The sequence below is a fragment of the Methylobacterium sp. 174MFSha1.1 genome, assembly GCF_900116815.1.
Lineage (GTDB): Bacteria > Pseudomonadota > Alphaproteobacteria > Rhizobiales > Beijerinckiaceae > Methylobacterium.
This window is the reverse complement of the sequence record NZ_FPCB01000031.1, coordinates 56,070-80,087: the sequence shown is the minus strand read 5'-3', so window position 1 is coordinate 80,087 and position 24,018 is coordinate 56,070. Positions and strand designations below refer to the sequence as shown.

Sequence of the window (24,018 nt, the reverse complement as noted above, 5' to 3'; positions counted from 1 at the left end):
CCTGACGGCGGCGTCCGCCCCGCCGTCAGGCCTCGAACACCACGTCGAGGTGGACCGGGAACGGCGTGCCCTGCGTGTCGATGCGTCCGCGCGCGCCCTCGGCGCGGCGCAGGGACGGGCGGGCGAGGAGGGGCTCGAGCAGGCCGGGCAGGGTCGCGCGGTTGAGATGCGCGCCGAAGCACAGGTGCAGGCCGTGGCCCCACAGCATGTAGGTGTCCCACGGCCGGTCGGTGCGGAACCGGCCCGGCCGCGGCACCGCCAGGGGATCGAACATCGCCGACAGGTTGGCGGCGAAGACCATCGTGCCCTCCGGGATGCGGCGGGCGCGCAGGGTGCCGGGGGCCACGGTCGTCTCGCACATCGCCCGGCGATAGATCACCGGGTTGAGCGGGCGGAAGCGCAGGGCCTCGAACACGTGGGCGGCGAGGGCCGCGTCGTCGCCGGACCGCGCCGCCGCCTGGGCGCCGGCGAGCGCCGCCGGCCGGTCGAGCAACTCGTCGAGGGCCAGGATCGCGGCGGCCGAGGTCGTCGGCAACTCGCCGATCAACAGGCCGATCAGGTTGTCGCGGATGGCGCGGTCGTCCATGCCCGGGGTGCCCGAGGCCTGGAGCGCGAGGCAGCGGCCGAGCACGTCGTCGCGCGCCTCGCCCGAGGCCTTGCGGGCGGCGATGTGGGCGCCGAGCCACTCGCGAAAGGCGGCCGCCGCAGCTTTCGCCCGCGCGTCGAGGGCCGGATCGGCCTGGAGGTCGAGGAAGAGGTACCAGAACAGGGTCGTGGTCCACTCGACCATCGCCGCCTGCGACGGGCCGGGCGTGCCGAAGTAGCGGTCGAGGAGGCCGGCGGCGACCGGCAGCGTCAGCGCCTGCGGCACGTCGAGCCGGCCCCCGGCCGCCGCGACGCGGCCTCGCGCCTCCCGGGCGACGAAGGGCGCCACCACCTCCGGCACGTCCTCGCGCCGCACCACCAGCCGCATGTTGGAGACGTCGCGGGTGTAGCGCGGCGTGTCCTGCATCCCGAGGAAGAAGTTCTCGCCGTCGGTGATCGTCTTCATCCGCGGCCCGTAGACGACGCCGAACTCGTCGTCGCGCGACAGGATGTCGATCACGTCGTCGCGCCGGGTGACGATCGCGGTGCCCGAATTGGCGTAGGCCGTGACGAGGACGCGGCCGAACCGCAGGTTGGGCTGGACCAGCCGCAGCACCGCGAAGACCCGGCGCTGCCCGGCGGGCGCGGCGAAGAGCGCGGCGAGCCGCGCGCCGACCGGGCCGCTGCCGCGCAGGAGCGCCGCGACGGCGTCCCCTGCCAGCACGAGCGCGGCGCCGATCCCTTGCCCGAGGAGCAGCAGGCGCCGCCAGAGCACGACCGGCAGGTTGAGGAGCCACATGGCGGAGGGCCTCTTGGGATTTCTTGATGACGTGGATGCCGGTACGTCGCAGGCACGCAACACAATCAAAGACCTGGAGCGCTGCCTGATTGGAACGTCAGAGTATATGGCGGTGGCGTGAAGCCCGGTTCGCGTGAGCGGCCCGACAGGACACCCTCTTCGTCATCCCGGGGCTCGCCGACAGGCGAGAACCCGGGATCCATAACCGCTGACGCTTCGAGATAAGCCAGGATGCATTCCGCTTGGCTCGGCACCGTCGGCGGTTATGGATCCCGGGTTCCGCTTTCGCGGCCCCGGGATGACACGGAGGGTTTCATTGTGGGCGGCTGACGCAAGCCAGGCTCCCGGGTCACTGTCGCGTACCGTGTCGCAGCGCGATCGAGCGTCCTCTAGGTCGGATCGGTGATGCCCGTGCCGATCAGGCGGAGCGCCGTCATGCTCGGCACGAAGAAGTAGTCGCCGCCGCGGGGCTCCACGAGCTGGGGCAAGTCGTTGCAGATGTAGGGCCGCTGCCCGCTTCCCGGCTCGACCGCGATCACGAGCTTCGGATCGTGATGGGGGTCGCCCTTCGGGTGGTTGCCGATCACCGGGCAGGTGTCGCTGCCGGCGTTGAAGTCGAGGCCGTACTGCATCCATTGCTGCTGCACGAACTCGAACTGGCGGAACAGGTTGGTGCAGATCGCCAGGAAGATGATGCCCTGCTCGCCGGAATCCCGGCCGCTGCCTCCTTGCGACGGGCCGCCATAGGGCAGGCCGCGGCGCAGGATGCGGCGGCGGTTGACCAGCGCCGAGCCGTCGCCGGCCTTCGGATCCTTGTCGGTGACGTGCGGGTCGAGCATGTCGCGCGGGTTGGCCCGGCGCATATGGGCGGCGACCGGGCAGGTGGTGCCGGAGAGGTCGTCGCGATAGGTGAAGTCGGTGTAGCGCAGGGCGAGGGCGGCGAGCGTCGGCTTGTCCTTGGCGGCCTTGGCCTTGGCGAGTTCCGCCTGGAACGCCAGCCAGTCGGCATGGGTCGGCGCGGCCTGGAGCGGGATTCCGTCCTCCCAGCGCCCGACCAGCTTGGCGCGCAAAGTCGCCTCGGCCTCCGCCTGCGGGATGCCGTGGATCGCGGCGTAACGCTCGCCCTGCTGGCGGATGTAGGTCGCGAAGCTCTCGACGTTCTCGTGCAGCTTGCGATAGGCCATGAAGGTGCCGTTGCGGCTGAACTCGATCGGCATCGCCGCGCCGGGGATCTCCTGCCCCTCGTCCGGATAGCCGAGCAGGAACTCGCCGGTGGCGAGCGGCGCCCAGGTCTGGTCGGGCATCAGCTTGCCGCCGCCGATCACCCGCAGCGCCTCCAGCGCCGGCGGGAACTGGCCCTCGAAGACCGGGTCGCCGAAGCCGTCCGAGAGCCCGAAATGCTCCTTGTTGGTCGGTGCGAGGCCGTGCTCGCCCGGGCTCAAGACCGCCGACATCTCCTGGAAGTCGGCCCCGTCCGGCCCGGTGCCGGACAGGAGCACGACCTGGCCGCCGGACGCCGCGCACAGGTCGCGCAGGCGTTGCGTCTCCATCTCGAGTTCGGCGACCGGCGTGCCGTCCGCCTCCATCTGCGCGTTCAGCATCACCACGATGTGGACGCGGGTCTCGCCGGAGGAGTCGCGCCAGACCGGGTCGCGCGTGTCGAGGAAGGGGTCGTCGCCGAGGATCTCGGCCCGCTGCGCCATGCCGTCGATGAACTCGTCGGGCATGCCCCGCAGGGTGCGCACCGGCACGCCGAGGGCGAGGAGGCCGTAGAACGTGAAGGCGAGGTTGAGCGTCACCTTCGGCTTCACCAGGGTCACCTCGCCCGGATAGTCGGCCTCGCCCTCGGCGCGGGCCACGTCCTTGAGGCGCGGGGCGCGGCGGCGCACCAGCGCCTCGCCGCGATCCGGGTCGCTCCAGCGCGCGGCGGTGGTGACGAGCGGCCGCAAGCGCTCCACGAAGGCGCGGCCCTCGGTGCCGTCGCCGCGCACGGTCAGGAAGAAGGCGCGGGCCTTGGGGAAGCCCTGCCGGCCATAGGCCCGCAGGATGCCGCCCTGGATGTCGGCGAGGTCGAGGAGGGTCGTCATGCCGTGGGTTCCGGGCGAGGTGCGGCGCGCAGGCCGGGATCGGTCGGGCGGGGCGGCGGCGTCAGCTGCCGATCACCCCGGGGGCCTGCGTCGGGCCGGCGATGTCCGCCGGGCGGTGGGTGGCGAGGAACTGGCGGAACGCCGCCCCGCGCGCTTGTGGCGTGGCCCCCTGCTGGGCGATGGCGAAGCGGGTGAAGGCCTGCTGCAGGTAGAGCGCCTTCAGCACGTGCCGCAGGGTCGCGTCCGGCGCCGCCGGCAGCGGCCGGGCGCCGCGGCGCATCACGATCCAGTAATCGACCGCGAGGCCCGCGAGGCCGAGCACCAGCGCCAGGACGAGGCCGGTGGGCCATCGCACGAGGTGGAGCAGCATGGCGAGGAGCGGCAGCGCCACCCCGAGCGCCGGCGGGGCGATCACCAGCCAGCGGGAGGGCGACGACAGGGGCGGCGTGCCGATCCAGTAATCGTTGAACGGCATCGTCGTCTCGACCTGGCACGGCAACAGGAAGTCGGCGAAGGACTTTCCGTCGCGGACCTCGCGGAAGCCGTAGCAGAAGCGGAACACCGCCTCGAGCTCGCGCGGCATCAGCGCCCAGAGCTCCTCGCAGTAGCGCCGCGCCGGATCGGGCCCCTCCGGATCGAAGTCGATCATCACCAGGAGGTAGGGGCAGGCGAGGACGTCGTTGGCCTGCGGGAGCAGCAGGTCGGTCCCGTGCGCGGCGTCCGCCACCGCGTCGCTATGGTCGCGCCCGTTGAAGAACGGCTGGTCGAGCACGACGAAACGGGCGAAATGCGTGCGCGACGAGCGGGCGAAGGGGCTCTGGATCCCGACCTTCACCGCTTCCGGCGATTGCAGGGCGGTGGGCAGCGTCTCCAGCGCCTCGCGCACCATGTGGACGGGGGAGCTGCGCAGGCCCTCGTGCTCGACGATGACGTCGTTCTTGATCGGCACGATCGCGGTGAAGAAGTAGTGGCCGCCGTCGAGGTTCGGCATCTCGGCTCTCCTGGTCAGCGCGTCCTGTCAGCGATCTTGGCGCCGCGCGGCGCTGCGGCGGGTGCGGCCCTTGATCAGGGCCTCGACGGTGGCCCGGACCTCGCCGGCCTGCGAGGCCGACGCGTCGGCGCGCGGGGCGGCCTGGATGCTCTCCAGAACGGCCCCCCCGCCGCCCGGGGCGGGCGCGGACTGGACGACCTCCACCGGCGGCGGGCCGCTGCCGTCCCGGCCCCAGCGGGCCCGCACCATGGCGCAGCGATGCAGGTCGGCGATCGCGGTGTCGCGGCTCGCCACCGGCCCGTAGCCCGGCGTGCCGAGGCAGCCCTGGTTCTCGGCGAGCACCCGGTCGAAGGCCGCCGCGAGGGTGCCGTCGTCGCCGTCCGGCCCCACCGCCCGCAGGGCGGCGGCGAGTTGCAGCGCCAGCTTGATGTCGCGCTGGCCGCTGCCCGGCGTCGCGTTGTAGTAGTAACCGGTATCGATCTGGTTCGCCCGGATGTACGACTTGAACGGGGTGATCGGGATCGAGTTCGGGTACTTGGTACTGCAGTACCAGAACAGGTCGAGCCCGTTGGGGATGCCGTCCGCGAACGCGTCGATGTACTGGTCCCAGGTGCCGTTGAAGTTGCTGCAGAACAGCATGGTGTCGTTGGCGAGCACCTGCTTCGGCTGCCCGCGCTGGGGCCACTGGTCGCGCCGGATGATCACCCAGCGGGCGAAGTGGATCAGCGACAGGCCGAGAAGACCCGACAGGGTTCCGGGAAAGACCCGCGCCACCATGAAGATGAAGCGGTTGAGCCAAGTCCATCGTGGCCGGACCGGCGTCACGACGTTCATGCCATAGGCTTTGCCCGCCACGTTCGACATGCGTCCGTCCCCGATTCGTGCGGAGACACTATCACAACCTAGAGCGACATCAATCCGGAGCAGAAACCGGGCCGGCGGAAAATCGACCGGTGCGCGGACGGCGGATACCGGGAGGGTATGTTCTAACGCGAATTGTTGGCGGTGCTGCGTCTTGATGAAGATACGCCGGGAGCGAATGTCGTCAATTTGGGAATTACGGTTCTGAGGCGAGACTAGACCATGCGGCGGGCGGCGGCCCTGAACGGCCGCCGCCCGCGGCCGTCAGCCCACCGGCCGCTCGTCGGCGATGACCTTGCCGTCGTTGGGCAGGCTGCCGGGGGCGACGATCTCGACCGTGCCGCGCAGCTTCGTCACCGCCCGCAGGGTCTCGGCCACCACCTCGGCCAGGGCGGCGGCGCCCGCGCCGGCCTCCGCCCGCAGGGTCATGACGTCGGCCTCGTCGGCCCGGGTCACCACGAGGCGCAGGCGCCCGAGTTCCGGGTGGCGGCGGGCGATCTCGGCGACCTGCTCGGGGCGCACGAACATGCCCTTCACCTTGGCGGCCTGATCGGCTCGGCCCATCCAGCCGCGGATGCGCTCACCCCCCGGCAAGGCCGCCGTGAGGTCGCCGAGGGCGTAGCGGATCAGCGGCCGGTCGAGGTCGAGCACCGTGACGACGATCTCGCCGACCTCGCCCTCCGGCACCGGATCGCCGGTGCCCGGCCGCACGATCTCGAGGATCAGCCCGTCACTGACGAGGAGGCCGGGATCTCCCGGAGTCTCGTAGGCGATGAAGCCGACATCGGCGGTGGCGTAGGCTTGCGCTGCGGCGATGCCGCGCTCCCGGAACTCGGCCTGGAGCGAGGGCGGGAAGGCGGCGCCCGAGACCAGCGCCTTCGTGAGCGACGACACGTCCCGCCCGGCCTTGGCGCCGGCATCGAGCAGCACCTTGAGGAAGTCCGGCGTGCCGACATAGCCGGCGGGCCGGTAGGCCTCGATCAGGTCGAGTTGCTGCTCGGTGTTGCCGGGTCCGGCCGGGATCACTGCGCAGCCGAGGGCGCGAGCGGCGGTATCGAAGATGAAGCCGCCCGGCGTCAGGTGATAGCCGAAGGTGTTGAGCACCACCTCGCCGGGCTTGAAGCCCGCGGCCGCGAGCGCCGGCGCGCCGCCCCACGGATCCTCCCCGGCCCGCTGCGGCTCGAAGATCGGCCCCGGCGAGGTGAACAGGCGGGGAAATCCCCCGGCCGGCCCCGGCACGAAGCCGCCGAAGGGCAGGGCCTCGCGCTGGCGCGCCGGCATCTCGCCCTTGCGCAGGACCGGCAGGCGGGCGAGCGCCGCCCGGTCGGTCACGGTGGCGGGGTCGATCCCGGCGAGGTGGGCGGCGTAGGCGGGGGCCTTGAGGGCGGCCGCCAGGGCGTCGGGCAGGCGGGCGAGGAGGGTGAATTGGGGCATCGTGGGGCGTTCTCCCGGGGAATGGCCCGCGCGTTGGCCGCACGGTTGCGTCAGGATTGGAAGGAAGTGCTCGTGAAGACGACGGCGGCCGCCTGCTTGCCTGTCAACCCGAGCCCCGATACATGAGGCATCATCGATGCCGTAACGTCATGGCGCGCATACAGCAGCATCCCGAGTTTGCGGCGTGGTTCTCGAGGCTGCGCGATGCGGCGGCGTTCGCCCAGATCGCCAAGAGGATCGACCGGCTGGCGCTCGGGAATCCGGGCGACGTGGCTCCGGTCGGTGATGGCGTGAGCGAGATGCGCGTTCATGTCGGCCCTGGCTACCGGGTCTACTTCGTGCGTCGCGGAGAGGACATCGTCGTTCTCCTGTGCGGAGGCGATAAGTCCTCCCAGTCGCGCGACATCCGCCGGGCGAAGGCCTTGGCAGCGGCCCTCTGAACGTCGATGGTGACGATCATGACGAACGTCCTGCTCACTCCCTACGATACGGCGGACTACCTCGACAGCCCTGAGCGGATCGCCGCCTACCTCGAGGCGGTGCTCGCTGAGGACGATCCGGCGCTCGTCGCTCGTGCGCTCGACGCCATCGCACGGGCTCGCGGCCTCGCTCGCGGAGAGGTGCAGGCCGGGGCGACGCATCTGGCCGCCGTCATCGACCTGCTGCACCGGCTCGGCCTCAGGATGAGCGTCGCCCCGCTCGGAACATCCTGAGGCAGCCTTGTCTACAATCCGAACTCTGCGGTTCCTTTCTCTCCGGGCCCGTCGGGTGGAGACTGCAAAGCGCGTCACAGGCCGATGCGATCGAGGTCGCGCAGATCCTGCGCCAAGTCCGCCTGATCGTGATCGGCGGAGATGCCGCGCTCCTTGAGGAAAGCATCGAGTGCCATCCGGGTGCCGAAGCCGAGGAGGCGGCGCAACGCGGGCTTGGTCAGCCGCCCGGCCTGGAATTCCTCGACCGCGAGCCCTTCCAAGGCGCGCCGGGCGAATGCGTCTCCGTCCGCCTCCATCTGCGCCACCTCATCCCACCCGCGCCAGCAGCCGCTCCGCCCGGCGCAGGTGCGGCCGGTCGAACATCTCGCCGTCGATCCCGACGACGCCGACGCCCGGCGCCTCGGCGAAGGCCGCCACGACCTTGCGCGCCTGGGCGAGCGCGGCCGGCGTCGGCGTGAAGGCTTCGTTGATCACCGCGACCTGCGCCGGGTGGATCGCCATCTTGCCGACGAACCCGTCGCGCCGCGCCGCGCGGCACTCGCGGGCGAGGCCCTCGAGATCGCGGAAGTGGGCGTTGATGGTGTCGATGGCGTCGACCTCGGCGGCCGCGGCCGCCATCAGGGTCAGGTTGCGGGCGAGCTGGAACGGCGCGCTCCAGGCGCCGTCCTCCCCCCGGTTGGTCTCGGCGCCGATGTCGGCCGAGAGGTCCTCCGCGCCCCAGGTGACGCCGGAGAGCCGCGGGCTCGATCCCGGTAGGCTGGACAGCGCGAAGACGGCGCGGGCCGTCTCGGTGGCGATCGGCAGGATGCGGGTGGCGCCGTCGGGCAGCCCGTGTTCGGCCTCGTGGACCGCGAGGCGCCCCCCGAGATGCGCCACCGAGGGACCGCCCTCGGCCTTGGGCAGCATGATCCCGTCGGGGGCATGCGGCATCACCGCGGCGAGGTCGTCCTCGGTGAGGCCGGTATCGAGGGCGTTGACGCGGACGTAGAGCTTCGGCCGGCCGGCCTGGTCCCGCATCCGCGCCAGGAAGCCGGCCGCGACCTCGCGGGCCTTGGGCTTCTCCGCCAGCGCGACGGAATCCTCCAGGTCGAGGATCAGGGCGTCGGCCCCGACCTCCAGGCCCTTCTCCTGCTTGCGGGGGGAATCACCGGGCACGAACAGCAACGAGCGCATGACGGGAGCCTGCCTGGTCTGATGATTTTATTCCACTCGCGACCGGAGCATGAGGCTGCGGGTGGGACGTGAACGAGACGTGGATGACCCTTGCTCGCAGGTCGAGCCGTGATCGGAGCTTGTCTGAATTGATGGGCCGGCATGAAGCCCTCTTCGTCATCCCGGGGCTCGCTGCAAGCGAGAACCCGGGATCCATAACCGCTGACAGTTCAGGACAAGGCGACCGGCGTTCCTCTTCATCCGGAAGCGTCAGCGGTTATGGATCCCGGGTTCCGCTGCGCGGCCTCGGGATGACATGGAGGGTGTCATCGCCGTCGGCGCCAAGAGAAGTTGGGGTCAAGAGAACGAGCGCTCAGGCCGCCACCGGGCGCTTGCGCATCATCGCCTGGCGCCGGCACTCGGCCACCAGCGTGCCGTCCTGCTTGTAGGCGCGGTGGACGAACTCGACGATGCCGGCCTCCGGCCGCGAGCGCGACTCGCGCTTGGCGACGACCTCCGTCGTCACGCTCACCGTGTCGCCCTCGAAGAGCGGCGCGGGAAAGCGGGTCTCGGTCATGCCGAGATTGCCGATCGTGGTGCCGACCGTCGTGTCGTTGACCGAGATGCCGATCATCAGCCCGAGGGTGAACAGCGAGTTCATGAGCGGTTTGCCCCACTCGGTCTCGGTGGCGCAGAAATGCGCGTCGATGTGGAGCGGCTGCGGATTGAGCGTCATGTTGGAGAAGAGCATGTTGTCCATCTGCGTCACCGTACGGGTGAGGCGATGGCGGAGCGTGGCGCCGACCTCGAAATCCTCGAAGTACAGCCCGCCGCGCGGATGGGTCGAAGCGGGAATCGTGCTCACGCGGCGTCCTCCGTCGTCAGGGTGATCAGGCGGGCGCCCTCGGCGACCTGCTGGCCGGCCTCCGCGGCGACCTCGGCCACGGTGCCGTCGGCGGGGGCGGTCAGTGCGTGCTCCATCTTCATCGCCTCGACCACGGCGAGGCGCTGGCCGCGCACCACCTTGTCGCCGGGGGCGACCAGCACGGCGACGAGGCGGCCGTGCATCGGCGCCTTGATGGTGCCGCCCTGGTCGATGTGGTCGAGATCGACCGCGAAGGGATCCGGCGGGGAGAGGGCGATCTGGCGGCCCTCGGAGAGGACCAGCACGCCGCCCGGCGCCTCGACGATCGCCAGCGAGGCGGGCTCAGGACCCGCGCCGCCATACTCCACGCTCGGCCCGGAGGCGCCCCAGTGCAGCACGGCCTCGGCGGGCTCGCCCTCGATCACGACCGGAAACACCTGGCGGCGGGCCTCGCCGAGCTGGAACCCGTCCGCCGCGTCCCAGGGCGAACTGGCGCCGGCGGGGGTCGCCCGCGCCACCAGCGCCCGGATTCCGGCGCGGATGGCCGCGTCGCGGTACGGGCTCGGCGCCGTCAGGGCAGCGAGGTCGCGGTCGATGAAGCCGGTATCGAAGCGGCCCTCGCGAAAATCGGGCGCCTCGGCGAGCGCCTTGAGGAAGGCGACGTTGGTCTTCGGCCCGGCCACCCGGGTGCGGCCGAGCGCCTGCGCCAGCCGGTCGAGGGCTTCCGCCCGGGTCGCGCCGTGGGCGATCACCTTGGCGATCATCGGGTCGTAGAACGGCGTCACCCGGTCGCCCGCGCGCACCCCGGTATCGACCCGGATGCCCTCGCCCACAGGCAGGTCGAGGGCCCGCAACGGGCCGGTCGAGGGCAGGAAGCCGTGATCGGGGTCCTCGGCGTAGAGCCGCGCCTCGACGGCGTGGCCGTGGATGGTCAGGCCTTCCTGGCCCACCGGCAGCGTCTCGCCGGAAGCCACCCGGAACTGCCACTCGACGAGGTCGTGGCCGGTGATCGCCTCGGTCACCGGGTGCTCGACCTGGAGCCGGGTGTTCATCTCCATGAACCAGAAGCCGTCGGGGCGCAGGCCCTCGCGGCCGTCGGCGATGAACTCGACCGTGCCGGCGCCGACATAGCCCACCGCCTTCGCCGCCTCGACGGCGGCGCGGCCCATCGCGGTGCGGACCGCCTCGGGCATGCCGGGCGCGGGCGCCTCCTCGATCACCTTCTGGTGGCGGCGCTGGAGCGAGCAATCGCGCTCGAACAGGTGCACGGCGTTGCCGTGGGCATCGCAGAAGACCTGGATCTCGACGTGGCGCGGCGACAAAATATACTTCTCGACCAGCACCCGCGGGTCGCCGAAGGCGTTCTGGGCCTCGCGCTGGGCCGAGGCGAGGGCATCCGCGAAGCCTTCCGGCCCCTCGACCCGGCGCATGCCCTTGCCGCCGCCGCCGGCCACCGCCTTGATGAGGACGGGGTAGCCGATCGCAGCGGCCTCCGCCGCGAGGAAATCCGGGTCCTGGCGGGCGCCGTGATAGCCCGGCACCACCGGCACGCCGGCTTTCGCCACGAGGGCCTTGGCGGCGTCCTTGAGGCCCATGGCGCGGATGGCCGAGGCCGGGGGGCCGACGAAGACGATGCCGGCCTCGGCGCAGGCGTCGGCGAAGTCCGGCCGCTCGGAGAGGAAGCCGTAGCCCGGATGGATGCACTCGGCCCCGCTCGCCCGCGCGGCCTCGATGATGCGGTCGATGCGCAGATAGGATTCGGCGGCCGGGGCCGGGCCGAGCAAAAAGGCCTCGTCGGCGAGGGCGACGTGGAGCGCGTCGCGGTCGGCCTCGGAATGGACCGCGATGGTGCGCATCCCGAGGGCCTTGGCGGTGCGGATCACCCGGCAGGCGATCTCGCCGCGATTGGCGATGAGGACGGAGGCGAGGCGGCGTGTGGTCATGACGGTCCTCACATCCGGAACAGGCCGAACCGGGTCTCCGGCACCGGCGCGTTGAGGCAGGCGGAGAGCGACAGGCCGAGCACCCGGCGCGTCTCCTCCGGCAGGATGATGCCGTCGTCCCACAGCCGCGCGGTGGCGTAGTAGGGCGAGCCCTCCTCCTCGAACCCGGCGCGGATCGGCGCCTTGAACGCCTCCTCCTCCTCCGGGCTCCAGGCGCCGCCCCCGGCCTCGATGTTGTCGCGCCGGACGGTGGCGAGCACGCTCGCCGCCTGCTCGGCGCCCATCACCGAGATGCGCGAATTCGGCCAGGCGAACAGGAAGCGCGGCGAGTAGGCCCGGCCGCACATGCCGTAATTGCCGGCGCCGTAGGAGCCGCCGACGATCAGCGTGAGCTTCGGCACCGCCGCGGTCGCGACCGCGGTCACGAGCTTGGCGCCGTTCTTGGCGATGCCGCCGGCCTCGACCTCGCGCCCGACCATGAAGCCGGAGATGTTCTGGAGGAAGACCAGCGGGATCCGGCGCTGGCAGCACAACTCGATGAAGTGCGCGCCTTTGAGCGCGCTCTCCGAGTAGAGGATGCCATTATTGGCCAGGATCCCGACCGGCATCCCGTGTAGGCGGGCAAAGCCCGTGACCAGCGTGGTGCCGTAGAGCCGCTTGAACTCGTCGAATTCCGAGCCGTCGACGAGGCGGGCGATCAGCTCGCGGGCGTCGTACTGCTTGCGCAGGTCGGTCGGCACCAGGGCGTCGAGGTCGGAGACGGCGTAGGCCGGATCGACGGATGTCGTGATGTCGAGATCCGGGCGCTTGACGGTGTTGAGACCGCCGACGATGCGGCGCAGGATCGCGAGCGCGTGGGCATCGTCGGTGGCGTAGTGGTCGGCGACGCCCGACAGGCGGGCGTGGACGTCGGCGCCGCCGAGATCCTCGGCGCTCACCACCTCGCCGGTCGCGGCCTTCACCAGCGGAGGTCCGCCGAGGAAGATCGTGCCCTGGCGGCGCACGATCACGCTCTCGTCCGACATCGCCGGCACGTAGGCGCCGCCGGCGGTGCACGACCCCATCACGCAGGCGATCTGCGGGATGCCGGCGGCCGACATCTGCGCCTGGTTGTAGAAGATGCGGCCGAAATGCTCGCGGTCGGGGAAGACTTCCGTCTGCTGCGGCAGGTTGGCGCCGCCGGAATCGACGAGGTAGAGGCACGGCAGGCGGTTCTGGAGCGCGATCTCCTGCGCCCGCAGGTGCTTCTTGACCGTGAGCGGGTAGTAGGTGCCGCCCTTGATGGTGGCGTCGTTGCAGACCACCATCACCTCGCGGCCCGCCACCCGGCCGATGCCGGTGATGATCCCGGCGGCGTGGATGTCGTCGCCGTACATCCCGTTCGCGGCGAGCCCGCCGAGTTCGAGGAAGGGCGAACCCGGATCGAGCAGGCGCAGGACCCGGTCGCGGGGCAGGAGCTTGCCGCGGGCGACGTGGCGCTCGCGGGCCCGCTCGGGCCCGCCGGCGGCGGCCTTGGCGCGGTGGGCCTTGAGGCTGGCGCGCAGCTCGCCCCAGGCGGCGCGGTTCTGCTCCGCCGCCCCGGAGGCGAGGTCGGCGCTGGTGGGGATGACCGGCATCGGGCTCGACCTCAGGCGGACTTCGTGAAGAGCTCGCGGCCGATCAGCATCCGGCGGATCTCGCTGGTGCCGGCGCCGATCTCGTAGAGCTTGGCGTCGCGGAGCAGGCGCCCGGTCGGGTAGTCGTTGATGTAGCCGTTGCCGCCGAGGAGCTGGATCGCGTCCAGCGCACATTGCGTCGCCCGCTCGGCGGCGTAGAGGATCGCGCCGGCGGCGTCCTCGCGGGTGGTCTCGCCGCGGTCGCAGGCCTGGGCCACCGCGTAGACGTAGGCCTTGGCGGCGTTGGTCGAGACATACATGTCGGCGAGCTTGCCCTGGACGAGCTGGAACTCGCCGATTGCTTGCCCGAACTGCTTGCGCTCGTGGACATAAGGAATCACCACGTCGAGGCAGGCCTGCATGATGCCGAGCGGCCCCGCCGCCAGCACCGCCCGCTCGTAATCGAGGCCCGACATCAGCACGTTGACGCCGCGGCCGACCGTGCCGAGCACGTTCTCTTCCGGAATCTCGCACTCCTCGAAGACCAGCTCGCAGGTATCCGAGCCGCGCATGCCGAGTTTGTCGAGCTTCTGGGCGGTGGAGAATCCCTTCATGCCCTTCTCGACCAGGAAGGCGGTGATGCCGCGGGATCCCGCCTGCGGGTCGGTCTTGGCGTAGACCACCAGGGTCTCGGCGACGGGACCGTTGGTGATCCACATCTTCGAGCCGGTGAGGACGTAGCGGTCGCCCTTCTTCTCGGCGCGGGTGCGCATCGACACCACGTCCGAGCCGGCGCCGGGCTCCGACATGGCGAGCGCCCCGACATTCTCGCCGGAGATGAGCTTCGGCAGGTACTTGCGCTTCTGCGCGTCCGAGCCGTTGCGGCGGATCTGGTTGACGCACAGATTCGAGTGCGCGCCGTAGGACAGGCCGACCGAGGCGGAGGCCCGCGAGACCTCCTCCATCGCCACGCAATGGGCGAGGTAGCCGAGGCCCAGGCCGCCATATTCCTCCTCGACCGTGATGCCGTGGAGGCCGAGCGCCCCCATCTCGGGCCAGAGGTCGCGCGGGAAGGTGTTGGTGCGGTCGATCTCCTCGGCCCGCGGCGCGATCCTGTCCTGCGCGAAGCTGCGCACGCTGTCGCGGATCGCCTCGGCGGTTTCGCCCAGGCCGAAATTGAACTCACGCGCGGCGTTCGGGATCATCGGCGCCCTCCCTCGGATTTTCCCCATTCATACGAACGATCGTTTTTTAAGACAAGCCTGCTCGCGCCGTCCGCGGGGTGCGGCCTTCCGCTTCCGCAGGAGGGCGAGGGGGCGTGCCGCGCCGATCATGCTGCGCAACGCCGCAGGCCGGCTCCCTCGCTTCGCGTCGTTGTCCCGGAGCGGAGGGAGCGGGTTCCCTGTGTGAAGGATAAAATCTCCAACACAGATCCCGCGCGGTTCCAGCCGTGCGGCCATCAGGAAGCTTCATCGGACATTTTCCTGCAAAGCGAATACTTGTTCGTCTGGCACGGTGATGGGCAACCGGTTGCCCAATATGCTCCCGGTTCTCAAATCTAATATACAGCGATACCGAGTGGAAGCGGTCACGCTCCTCTAGGTCAAACAGAGATGAAGCGGCGGCGTTAGCGAATTTTTATTCCTGACCGGGTACGTCAGAGCTGCACGGTATTCGGGTGAGGGCGAAGCATGGCTTGGGGCAGGCATAAACCGATCGAGGATGCGAGGCTCACCGCCCTCGACCGGGCCATGGCCACGATCGAATTCGCGCTCGACGGCACGATCGTCGGCGTGAACGCGAACTTCCAGGCGCTGGTCGGCTACGCGCCGCAGGAACTCGTCGGCCGGCCCCACGCGCTCCTCGTCGCCCCCGGCGTCGCGGCCTCGGAGACCTACCGGGAGTTCTGGCGCCAGCTCCGCGCCGGCATCCATCAGGTCGGCGAGTTCGAGCGGGTCGGCAAGGGCGGCAGGACGGTCTGGCTCTGCGCCACCTACCTTCCGGTGATCGGGCCGGACGGACAGCCGAAGAGCGTGATGAAATTCGCCTTCGACATCACCGCGAAGAAGCAGGAGGCGCTGCGCCTCGCCCAGATGGTCGACGGGATGCCGGTCGCCGTGATGATGGCGGACCCGCAGGACGAGTTCCGCATCACCTACATCAACGAGACCTCGCGCGAGACCCTCGGCTCGATCGAGCGGCACCTGCCCGTGAAGGTGGCCGATCTGGTCGGCTCGTCGATCGACGTCTTCCACAAGAACCCGTCGCACCAGCGCCGGATGCTCGCCGACGCGCGCCACCTGCCGCACCGGACCAAGATCCGCCTCGGGCCGGAGGTGCTCGACCTCCAGGTCTCGGCGATCAACGGACCGGACGGCGCCTATCTCGGCCCGATGCTGACCTGGTCGATCGTCACCGGGCAGACCCGCATGGCCGAGGAAGTGCGCGAGGTGGTGGACGCGGTGACGGCGGCGGCGGGCGAGATGGCCCGCTCCGCCGAGGGGCTGACCGGCGCGGCGACGGATGCCCGCGAGCGCGCCGCGGCGGTGGCGGACACCTCCCGGCAGATGTCCGGCAGCGTGCGGGACGTCGCCGACCAGGTCGGCCGCGTCTCGGAGCGCAGCCGGCAGATCGCCTCCCAGGCCGAGGCCACCGACGCGACGGTGCGGCTGCTCACCGAGAACACCCGCAAGGTCGATGCGGTGGTGGGCATGATCAAGTCCATCGCCAGCCAGACCAACCTGCTCGCGCTGAACGCCACGATCGAGGCGGCGCGGGCCGGTGCGGCGGGCCGCGGCTTCGCGGTGGTCGCCGCCGAGGTCAAGGAACTCGCCGGGCAGACCGCGAAGGCCACGGACGAGATCACCCAGCAGGTCGCCACGATCCAGGCCGCCACCGGCGACGCCGTGCTGGCGATCCAGGGCATCACCGAGGCCGTCGGCGAATTGTCGGCCCTGACGCACTCGATCTCCGCGGCGGTGGAGGAACAGGCCGCCTCGACCTCCGCCATGTCCGGCACCATCACCGGCGTCTCCGACGCCGCGACGCAGACCGGCGACCTCGCCGACGCGGTGCGGGGCCTCGCCGGCACCCTCTCGACCTATTCGGGGCGGCTCGACCGCAGCATCGTGTCGTTCGTGGGCGGCGGGCGCTGAGGGGGGCTCGGCGGGCTTGCAGGGAGCTTGCGAGCCTGCCCGTCCGCGACGCGGGGTTCGCTGCGGGACCGGCGCCCATCCCGCGAGGCCTGCGGGCCGTCCGGACCCGGTCGGCGCTCCTGCGTGAAGCGCTGCTGGGAGAGGGGGAAGCGGCGGCTCGCCGGATGAACGCGGAGCGGCCGGATCGCGCCGATTCCGGACCTCCGGCGCACGCCCCGAAGCGACCGCTTCCTGCCAGCCACCTGCCGTGGGCTCGGATCGGTGCGTGCAGCGGATGCTGGACGGGACGCGGATCCGACCCGCTCATGCGATTTCCGATTGATCGCTTCGCGATGCGGAAATCGGCTTCGCTCGGTCGCCGCGCGGGCTCGTGAGACGCTTTCCGGAACGAATCGTCCGGACAGCGTCTCAGAGGCTCGGGCGCAGATCGCGAACCGGGCTCACGCGCTCCAGCACCATGGCGGCGTTCAGGAGCGTGGTCTCCGCCTGCCAGCTTGCGACCAGCTGCACGTTGATCGGCAGCCCTTCGCGGCTCGTCCCGAAGCGCATCGACAGCCCGGGCAGGCCGGTCACGTTCAGCGGCACCGTCGCGCCCTGGAGGTAGGTCAGGTCGACGGTCTCGCCGTTGACGACGAGTTCCTTGATGCCGTGCTTGTGCGCCGGCACCGGCAGCACCGGGGTCAGGAGGACGTCGTAGTCCCGGAAGTAGGCCGCGTAACCGTCCCGCAGCCGCTCCGCCGCCTGCTCGGCCGCGAGGTAATCCTCCATCGAGGTGTCGGGCAGCGACAGCATCGTCCTGGCCATCTTGTACATCTGGTCCTCGTGCCCGGCGGTCGCCGCGCGGAAGGCCGGCTTCATCTCCATGACGTGGAGCGTGTTGAACACGTCGAGGGCGAAGTCGCGCTCCAGCGCCGGGATCCGCACCTCCTCCACGCGATGGCCCTCGCCCTTGAGGGCCTCGGCCGCGGACCGGACGGTCGCCGCGACCTCGGCGTCGATCGGCCCGAAGCCCGGACCGACCATCCAGCCGACGCGGAGCTTGCGATCCGTCGTGACGCCGGCGTCGAACGGGACGGTGCTGGTCGCGAAGGCGTCCTCGCCGTCCGGACCGGCGAGCTGCGAGAAGGCGAGCGCGAGGTCGCGGATCGACCGCGCCATCGGGCCGACATGCCAGAAGCGGCGCGGCGCCCGCGGCCAGATGCCGGTCATCGGCACGCGCCCGTGGGTCGCCTTCAGCGAGACGATGCCGGTCTGGGCGGCGGGGCCACGCACCGAGATGGCGAGGTCGGTGCCGAGGCCCAGCGGCGATAGGCCGGCCGCGATGGCGGCCGACTCGCCGCCGCTCGAGCCGCCGGGCGTGCGGTCGAGGTCCCACGGGTTGTTCGAGCGGCCCGACAGCAGGTTGTCGCTCTCGATCCAGTAGGAGAATTCGGGAAGGTTGGTCTTGGCGAGCAGGATGCCGCCGGCCGTCTTCAGGCGGGCGACGCTGGTCGCGTCGGCCTCGGGGGTGCGGCCCTTGAAGATGGGCGACCCTCGCTGGGTCATGACGCCTGCGGTGTCGATCGAGTCCTTCACGGTGAACGGCACGCCGTGCAGCGGCCCGAGTTCCCCGCCCGCCATCACCGCCGCCTCGGCCTGTTTCGCGGCGGCCAACGCCCCGTCCGCGATGGTGACGATCGCGTTGACCTTAGGGTCGACGGCTTCGATGCGATCGAGGTGGGCCCGTACGACCTCCACGGGCGAGAGCTGCTTGGACCGGACGAGCGCGGCGAGGGCGGTGGCGTCCGAGAAGATGATGTCCTGGGTCATGGCTTCATCCATACCTGTCGTTAGGCAGGCTCAGAGCTAGGCCTGGATTTTCGGCCCGTCAACACCTAACTAACAGTCGTTAGGTTTTTTGGCCGGCCGGGAGGCGGAAGTGAGTTCGAACGCGAAGGAGACGATCCTGGCCGCTGCGAGGAGGACCGCGCAGGCGCATGGCTACGGAGGCTTGAGCTACCGCGACCTCGCCGCCGAGGTCGGGATCAAGGCGGCGAGCATCTACCACCATTTCGCCAGCAAGGCGGATCTCGGGGCGGCCGTGGCGCGACGCTACTGGGAGGACATTGCGGTCGAGCTCGACGCCATGCTCGCCGAGACCGGCGATCCGTTGGAAGCCCTGCGGCTCTATCCGGGCACCTTCCGCCGCTCGCTCGCGGACGGGAACAGGCTCTGCCTGTGCAGCTTCATGTCGGCGGAATACGCCAACCTGCCCGAGGCCGTGCAGCGCGAGGCGCAGGGGTTCGCCGACGTCAACGTCGCCTGGCTCGCCAAGGTGCTGGTCATGGCCGGGGCGGTGAAGTCCGAGGACGGCGAGGCGCGGGCCCGGGCCGTCTTCGCGGCGGTGTCCGGCGCTCAGCTCTATGCGCGGAGCCGCTCGGACCTCTCGCAGTTCGATGCCCTGATCGCGACCTACCGCGCCTCGGGCCTCCTGCCGGCGTAGGCCCTGGACGGCCCCGCGACTCGCGGACGTCATCGGAGGTTGATGTCGCAGACGCCCCGGCGAGGTCCGCTTCTCCTTCGGAAGCGGGCCTCTCGATGAGTTAGGTACACGCGCATTTTCCGACCGAGTGGATACCGGTTCGTCGGAAAACGCTTCAGGTCTGCAGGGGTCGGAAGCTCGGGGCGACCGTGCATGGGCTGGGTGTCCGAAGGGGATCGAAACCAGTCCCCCGCACGGCCAGGCTTCCTCCGCGCCCTACCCCCGCGCGACCGCCCGGGCGATCCGCGCCGCCCCCGGCCCCACTGCGGCGGCCTGCGTCGCCGCCCGGGCCCGCGCCGCCCGGTGGCTCGCATGGGTGATGGCGATCGCGAGCGCGTCGGCGGCGTCCGCGGTGTCGGCGGTGGCCTTCGGCAGGAGGAAGCGCACCATGGCGCCGACCTGGTCCTTCTCGGCGTGGCCGGCGCCGACCACGGTCTTCTTCACCAGGTTGGCGGCGTATTCCGCCACCGGCAGGCCGGCCAGAGCCGGCACCAGCAGGGCGACGGCGCGGGCATGACCGAGCTTCAGGGTCGCCTGGGCGTCCTTGTTGACGAAGGTCTCCTCGACCGCCGCCTCGTCGGGGGCCAGCGTGGCGACGACCTTGGTCAGGCCCTCGTGCAGCGTGCGCAGGCGGGTGGCGAGGTCGTCGTCGCCGTTCGAGGTCACGGTGCCGCTCGCCACGAAGGCGAGGCGGGTGCCCGTGACGGTGATCAGGCCCCAGCCGGTGCGGCGCAGGCCCGGATCGATGCCGAGGATGCGGATCGGTTCGCTCATCGCCGCTCGAATATCCTTGCCGTGGGTGCAGGCGGCGCCCGCATCATGCCGCGAATCCGTCCCGGCGCGAAGGGCGCCGCCTCCGTAGCCGGGAACCGGCGGCGCCGCTACGCGGGACGTTCCGTGAACGCCTGTGAGCACTCTTGCGGCCGACATCTTGACGAACCGTAGCCGTGGCGGCCTGGTGGCCTCATGCCGCCCGCTCTTGCCGCCCTCCATCCCGCCGATCTGCTGCCCCTCGATGCCCGGGCCGTCACCCTGTTCCTCGCCGCCCTGGTCGGCGGGCTGGTGCGCGGCTTCACCGGGTTCGGCTTCGCGATGGTGTTCGTGCCGATCGCGGCCGCCGCGGTCGGGCCGGCGGCGGCGGTGGGGCTGATCTGGGTCGTCGACGCGCCGTTCTCGCTGTGGTTCGGCGCCCGCTCCGCCCGGCGGGCGACCTGGCGCGAGGTGGTCCCGCTGCTCGTCGGCTCCACGCTCCTGCTGCCGGCCGGCGTCTGGCTCCTCACCCGGCTCGATCCGGACCTGACCCGCTGGATCACCGCCGGGGCGATCCTGCTGGCCCTCGCCGCCCTGGTCTCGGGCTGGCGCTACCGCGGCGTGCCCTCGCTGCCGCTCTCGCTCGCCACCGGCGGCGCCTCCGGGCTGGCGAGCGGCTTTGCCGCGCTCGGCGGCATGCCGCTGGCCGTCTTCTGGCTCGCCAGCCAGCGCGCCTCGGCCGGACAGGTGCGCGACAACCTGATGGCCTATTTCGGCCTCTCGACCCTGGTCTCGGGCGTGGTGTTCACGGCGACCGGGGTGCTGTCTGGCCCCCGCTTCGCCGAGGCCCTGCCGCTGCTCCTGCCCTACGGACTCGGCCTCGCGCTCGGATCGCACGGCTTTCGCCTCGCCTCCGACCGGGTGTTCCGGGCCGTGGCCTACACGGTCATCCTGCTGGCGGTCTGCCTGGCGCTGCCTTTGCGCTGAGGGCAAGTCCAGGCGCGTTGCGATCGGGCGTGCTGCCCTTCCCCTTGCCCGCCGCGGATACGCCTCAGCCGGCTCGCACAAACGACGTCCGCCATTGCGAGTTATTGCGACCTCCTGCCCGGGCGAGTAGCTTGGGATCGGACGACACCTTTCCTGTCGCGAAGGCCCGGGGCACCGGGCTTGGGGCGGAGTAGCCGACCGCCTCCTCGAGTAGGCAGCACAGGAAGGGAGCTGACATGCACGGAATGCCGCTCGTGACCATCACGGTCACGAAAAACCCGACCGGATGGTCCGTGACCATCACGATCGGGTTTTGGTAGTGCCGGTGCTGTGGTGAGCAGCGTCGTCTAACAAGAGGGGTCGCGGGGTGCCTCCTGCGGCCTCTCGCCTCTTAAGATGCTTTCTCTCGACGCAGTGTCAAGCGGCAGCTCCTCGCGCTGCACGGTCTTCCGGCCCACAGGCGAGATCATGCCCCCGTCCAGGATCGCCGCGGCTGGGCTCATGTCGCCCGTCATCAGCCCCATGGTGAACCGCACCTGCACGACGCGCGGCGGCGGCACGGGGATCCGTTTCGCCGGGACGATGCTCCGGGTCTTGGCTCCGGGTCTTGCGCTCACGCCTTGTCCCACCAGCCCTTCTCCGGCTGCAGCCCGTGCTGGCCGCGATAGGGCGCGACCCCGGGGCTCTGCCAGCCCTCCGTCAGTTCCGGCGCCAGCCGGTAGATCTCGACGCCGAGCGGCCGGCAGACGTCGATCGGGTCGCGGGCGTCGGGTCCCCAGAGCGGCACCGAGAGGTCGCCGCCCGGGCAGGTCGAGAGGGCGCAGAGCAGGTCGATCTCGGCGAAGAACTCGAGGTAGTCGCCGGCCTGTGCCGGGCAGTCGCGCATGAAGTACAGGTCGTCGTGGTTGAGGCCGGTGACCTGGAACACGTTGAGCACGTCGTGCACGTCGAACTCGGTCAGGCCGAACGGCATCACCGCGCGGACCAGGTTCGAGTGGCAGTGGAAGTGGAAGTCCTGGCCGGTGAGCAGCTTGTTGACGTAGGGGTCGCAGCGGGTGCCGAGCAGGTCGTGGACCCGGCCGCCATACTCGTCGGTGCCGTAATGGGCGAGGGTATCGGCCGTGATCGTGACCAGCGGGCGCAGGAACGGCAGGGTCGACCACAGCCGGTCGAAGGTGCTGACGTGCGCGCCCTGGAGCTGGCGGGTGCGCGCCGCCCACAGCCGCTCGCGCGGATCGTGCCGGTTCCAGATGTTGAGGTCGCCGACCTGCGGCCCCTCCGGCGCCACCACGCGGAAGACGTGGCCGGCCGGCACGCGCCAGGCCCGCCCGGTGCGGATCGGGATGGTGAACGCCTCGACGAGGGTGCGCCCGCCGGTCTCGGCGGCGATCCGCTCGTAGAACGGCCGGTCGACCGACAGGGCCGAGCCCTCGCTGACCTGGTAGGCGGCCGGAAAGTCCTTCATGCCGGGGGCTCCCGCGTGTGTGATACGAATTCCGGAAGAATCCTTCCGGAATTCGTATCACAAGCCCGCGCGGCGCTTGAGCGATGGGGAAGTCGTGTGACGTGAGCCTGGAGTGGCAGAAGAGGCGGGGAGGGGCAAACCGGCGCCGCCCGCCCCGCTCCCGCCGCAATGCGGCGGGACCAGTGCGCACCGGACGGCGCCGCGCGTCACCGCCGGTTCACCACGAGGGCGAGCACCGCCGAAGGACGAAGCGTCATGCCGCGCCCGTATCGCCTCCCGTTCCTCGTCTCCGGGGCCGTGCTCTTCGCGGCGACGCCGGCGCTGGCGCATCCGCATGTCTGGATCACCACGAGGGCCGAGCTCGATTACGGGCCGGACGGGGCGTTGCGGGCGGTGCGCCACGCCTGGACCTTCGACCCGACCTATTCCGCCTTCGCGGTCCAGGGCCTCGGCCAGTCGCCGACCGGGCCGGTGAACCCGGCGGCCCTGGCGGCACTCGCCCGCGACAACGCCGAGAATCTCGACGAGCAGGGCTACTTCACGCTCCTGAAGGTCGACGGCCGCAAGCAGGAACTCGGCAAGGCGGCCGATCCGGCGATGACCTTCGCCGACGGGCAGCTCACCTTGCGCTTCACCCTGCCGCTCAAGGCGCCGGTCGCCGGCACCGCCTCGCTCGAGGTCTTCGACCCGACCTACTTCGTCGCCTTCAGCCTCGCCGACGGCGACGGCTTCGCGACGCTCAAGGGCGCCCCGTCCGCTTGCCGTGCCACCGCCCACCGGCCGAAGAGCGCCGCCCCGGCGCCCGCCGCGACCGGCATGTCGGAGGCGTTCTTCGAGGCGATGACCGCCGCCTCGACCTACGGGGTGCAGTTCGCCAACCGGATCGTCGTCGCATGCTGAGCGCGCTCAGCCTCACGCCGCCCTCCCGCAGCCTGCAGCGGCTCGGCCTCGCGGCGCTCGCGGTCCTGGCCGCCGCCGCCGTACTGGCTCTGCTCCTCGGGCTCCTGGCACCGGGCTTCCGGGCGCCGCCGCGCTCGCCCTTCGGCATCGGCTTTCGCGAGGCGGCGCCGACTGGCGCCACCAACCTCGGCGCCTGGCTGCTCGCGATGCAGGCCGGCTTCTCCCGGGCGCTCCAGGCGGCGGTGTCGGCGGTCAAGGCCGGACGCGACGGCACCCTGACGCTGATCGGCCTCGGCTTCACGTATGGAGTGCTGCACGCCGCCGGGCCCGGCCACGGCAAGGCGGTGATCGCCGGCTACCTGATGGCCGGCGAGCGCGCCCTGAAGCGCGGCTTCAGCTTAAGCCTGCTCGCAGCGCTCCTCCAGGCCGTGGTCGCCCTGGCGCTGGTCGGCGGCGGCGCGGTGCTGCTGCGCCTGACCGCTGCCGGCCTCAACCAGGCCGGCACGGTGATCGAGACCGCGGGCTTCGCCTGCGTGGCGTTCCTCGGGGCGGCGGTGACCTGGCGCAAGGCCGGGCAGCTCGCCCGGCTCCTCAACCGGGAGGCGGGGCCGGCCTGCGGCCCCGATTGCGGCCATGCGGGCCTCGCCGACGGGACCAGGGTGGAGCGCCTGACGACGTGGCGCGAGCAGGCCGGCGTGGTGCTGGCCGCCGGCACCCGGCCCTGCGCCGGCGCGGTGCTGGTGCTGGTCTTCGCCCTGTCGCAGGGCATCCTGTGGGCGGGCGTGGCCGCCACGCTCGCGATGGCGCTCGGCACCGCACTCACCACCGGGGTGCTGGCGGCGCTCGCGGTCTTCGCCAAAGCGCTGGCGCTCAGGCTCGCCGGTGGCCGCGGCCAGGGCGGGGCGATCGCGGTCGGCGTGCTCGAATTGTGGGCCGCCGCCTTCGTGCTGGTGCTCGGCGCCGGGCTGCTCTCGGGCTGGGCCGCGGCGGCGTTCTAGAACGCTCTTCGACCAAGTGGATGCCGGTTTTTCAAATAAAGCACTACATAATCAATAACCTGGGCTGCTGCCCGATCGTAGCGCCGTGGTGAACGACACAGTAGGCTGCCCGGTTCGAGAAAACGACCGCCGCCCTTGCCCCCTCCCCCCTCTGCGGGGGAGGGTGGCCCCTGCGTCAGCAGGGGTCGGGAGAGGGGACTCGGCTTCCGGAGAGGTC

At 71.1% G+C, this 24,018-nt stretch carries 22 protein-coding genes; 8 read left to right on the top strand and 14 right to left on the bottom strand.

Going from position 1 to position 24,018, the window contains the following annotated elements:
- Window positions 1-25 precede the first annotated feature (25 nt).
- Complete coding sequence (locus BM430_RS24725; protein ID WP_093569894.1) at window positions 26-1,384, bottom strand: cytochrome P450 family protein; 1,359 nt, start codon at window positions 1,382-1,384, stop codon at window positions 26-28.
- Between BM430_RS24725 and BM430_RS35600 the strand changes: the two genes are divergently transcribed.
- A complete protein-coding gene (locus BM430_RS35600; protein WP_280142291.1) occupies window positions 1,383-1,505 on the top strand; it encodes a hypothetical protein in 123 nt (40 codons plus the stop codon). The two genes, BM430_RS24725 and BM430_RS35600, sit on opposite strands and share 2 nt — an antisense overlap.
- Window positions 1,506-1,773: 268 nt before the next feature.
- Here BM430_RS35600 and BM430_RS24720 read toward each other — a convergent pair whose 3' ends face one another.
- From BM430_RS24720 to BM430_RS24705, 4 genes are all read right to left on the bottom strand, one after another.
- Complete coding sequence (locus BM430_RS24720) at window positions 1,774-3,471, bottom strand: Dyp-type peroxidase (RefSeq protein WP_093569893.1); 1,698 nt, start codon at window positions 3,469-3,471, stop codon at window positions 1,774-1,776.
- Window positions 3,472-3,532: 61 nt separating this feature from the next.
- Entirely contained in the window at window positions 3,533-4,462 is a 930-nt protein-coding gene (locus BM430_RS24715) for a hypothetical protein (protein ID WP_093569892.1), read from the bottom strand.
- Between the two features lie 27 nt (window positions 4,463-4,489).
- The gene (locus tag BM430_RS24710) at window positions 4,490-5,326 is read right to left on the bottom strand and encodes a hypothetical protein (RefSeq protein WP_210188459.1); all 837 of its coding nucleotides are present in this window, start codon (window positions 5,324-5,326) and stop codon (window positions 4,490-4,492) included.
- Between the two features lie 261 nt (window positions 5,327-5,587).
- The gene (locus tag BM430_RS24705) at window positions 5,588-6,757 is read right to left on the bottom strand and encodes a phenylacetate--CoA ligase family protein (protein WP_093569891.1); all 1,170 of its coding nucleotides are present in this window, start codon (window positions 6,755-6,757) and stop codon (window positions 5,588-5,590) included.
- Window positions 6,758-6,906: 149 nt separating this feature from the next.
- On the opposite strand from BM430_RS24705, the gene BM430_RS24700 reads away from it, so the two are divergent.
- The gene (locus tag BM430_RS24700) at window positions 6,907-7,197 is read left to right on the top strand and encodes a type II toxin-antitoxin system RelE/ParE family toxin (RefSeq protein WP_093569890.1); all 291 of its coding nucleotides are present in this window, start codon (window positions 6,907-6,909) and stop codon (window positions 7,195-7,197) included.
- 18 nt (window positions 7,198-7,215) lie between these two features.
- The gene (locus BM430_RS24695) at window positions 7,216-7,470 is read left to right on the top strand and encodes a helix-turn-helix domain-containing transcriptional regulator (RefSeq protein ID WP_093569910.1); all 255 of its coding nucleotides are present in this window, start codon (window positions 7,216-7,218) and stop codon (window positions 7,468-7,470) included.
- 74 nt (window positions 7,471-7,544) lie between these two features.
- Here BM430_RS24695 and BM430_RS24690 read toward each other — a convergent pair whose 3' ends face one another.
- From BM430_RS24690 to BM430_RS24665, 6 genes are all read right to left on the bottom strand, one after another.
- Window positions 7,545-7,766: a UPF0175 family protein gene (locus tag BM430_RS24690; protein ID WP_093569889.1), complete on the bottom strand. Its 222-nt coding sequence runs from the start codon at window positions 7,764-7,766 to the stop codon at window positions 7,545-7,547.
- Between the two features lie 10 nt (window positions 7,767-7,776).
- The gene (locus BM430_RS24685) at window positions 7,777-8,643 is read right to left on the bottom strand and encodes an HpcH/HpaI aldolase/citrate lyase family protein (RefSeq protein ID WP_093569888.1); all 867 of its coding nucleotides are present in this window, start codon (window positions 8,641-8,643) and stop codon (window positions 7,777-7,779) included.
- Between the two features lie 352 nt (window positions 8,644-8,995).
- Window positions 8,996-9,487 carry a MaoC family dehydratase gene (locus BM430_RS24680; RefSeq protein WP_244539649.1) on the bottom strand — a complete coding sequence of 164 codons (492 nt, stop codon included), beginning with the start codon at window positions 9,485-9,487 and terminating at the stop codon, window positions 8,996-8,998.
- A complete protein-coding gene (locus BM430_RS24675; protein ID WP_093569887.1) occupies window positions 9,484-11,430 on the bottom strand; it encodes an acetyl-CoA carboxylase biotin carboxylase subunit in 1,947 nt (648 codons plus the stop codon). Before BM430_RS24675 ends, BM430_RS24680 begins: the two co-directional genes overlap by 4 nt.
- 8 nt (window positions 11,431-11,438) lie before the next feature.
- Window positions 11,439-13,046: a carboxyl transferase domain-containing protein gene (locus BM430_RS24670; RefSeq protein WP_093569886.1), complete on the bottom strand. Its 1,608-nt coding sequence runs from the start codon at window positions 13,044-13,046 to the stop codon at window positions 11,439-11,441.
- A gap of 11 nt (window positions 13,047-13,057) precedes the next feature.
- Window positions 13,058-14,230, bottom strand: a complete 1,173-nt coding sequence (locus BM430_RS24665) for an isovaleryl-CoA dehydrogenase (RefSeq protein ID WP_093569885.1) — start codon at window positions 14,228-14,230, stop codon at window positions 13,058-13,060.
- Window positions 14,231-14,716: 486 nt separating this feature from the next.
- Between BM430_RS24665 and BM430_RS24660 the strand changes: the two genes are divergently transcribed.
- Complete coding sequence (locus BM430_RS24660; RefSeq protein ID WP_210188458.1) at window positions 14,717-16,180, top strand: methyl-accepting chemotaxis protein; 1,464 nt, start codon at window positions 14,717-14,719, stop codon at window positions 16,178-16,180.
- A 408-nt stretch (window positions 16,181-16,588) separates the two neighbouring features.
- On the opposite strand, the gene BM430_RS24655 is transcribed toward BM430_RS24660, so the two are convergent.
- Complete coding sequence (locus BM430_RS24655) at window positions 16,589-17,989, bottom strand: amidase (RefSeq protein WP_093569883.1); 1,401 nt, start codon at window positions 17,987-17,989, stop codon at window positions 16,589-16,591.
- 109 nt (window positions 17,990-18,098) lie between these two features.
- Between BM430_RS24655 and BM430_RS24650 the strand changes: the two genes are divergently transcribed.
- Window positions 18,099-18,662 carry a TetR/AcrR family transcriptional regulator gene (locus tag BM430_RS24650; RefSeq protein ID WP_093569882.1) on the top strand — a complete coding sequence of 188 codons (564 nt, stop codon included), beginning with the start codon at window positions 18,099-18,101 and terminating at the stop codon, window positions 18,660-18,662.
- Between the two features lie 255 nt (window positions 18,663-18,917).
- On the opposite strand, the gene ruvC is transcribed toward BM430_RS24650, so the two are convergent.
- Window positions 18,918-19,475: a crossover junction endodeoxyribonuclease RuvC gene (ruvC, locus tag BM430_RS24645; RefSeq protein ID WP_093569881.1), complete on the bottom strand. Its 558-nt coding sequence runs from the start codon at window positions 19,473-19,475 to the stop codon at window positions 18,918-18,920.
- A 192-nt stretch (window positions 19,476-19,667) separates the two neighbouring features.
- Here ruvC and BM430_RS24640 point away from each other — a divergent pair, with 192 nt between their 5' ends.
- Window positions 19,668-20,438: a sulfite exporter TauE/SafE family protein gene (locus tag BM430_RS24640; protein WP_093569880.1), complete on the top strand. Its 771-nt coding sequence runs from the start codon at window positions 19,668-19,670 to the stop codon at window positions 20,436-20,438.
- Window positions 20,439-21,051: 613 nt separating this feature from the next.
- Here BM430_RS24640 and BM430_RS24630 read toward each other — a convergent pair.
- Entirely contained in the window at window positions 21,052-21,903 is an 852-nt protein-coding gene (locus BM430_RS24630; protein WP_093569878.1) for an urea carboxylase-associated family protein, read from the bottom strand.
- 255 nt (window positions 21,904-22,158) lie between these two features.
- Between BM430_RS24630 and BM430_RS24625 the strand changes: the two genes are divergently transcribed.
- Both BM430_RS24625 and BM430_RS24620 read left to right on the top strand, forming a co-directional pair.
- On the top strand, window positions 22,159-22,803 hold the full coding sequence (locus BM430_RS24625; protein WP_093569877.1) for a DUF1007 family protein: 645 nt from the start codon (window positions 22,159-22,161) through the stop codon (window positions 22,801-22,803).
- Complete coding sequence (locus tag BM430_RS24620; RefSeq protein WP_093569876.1) at window positions 22,797-23,801, top strand: nickel/cobalt transporter; 1,005 nt, start codon at window positions 22,797-22,799, stop codon at window positions 23,799-23,801. The genes BM430_RS24625 and BM430_RS24620 overlap by 7 nt, the downstream gene beginning before the upstream one ends.
- Window positions 23,802-24,018 lie beyond the last annotated feature (217 nt).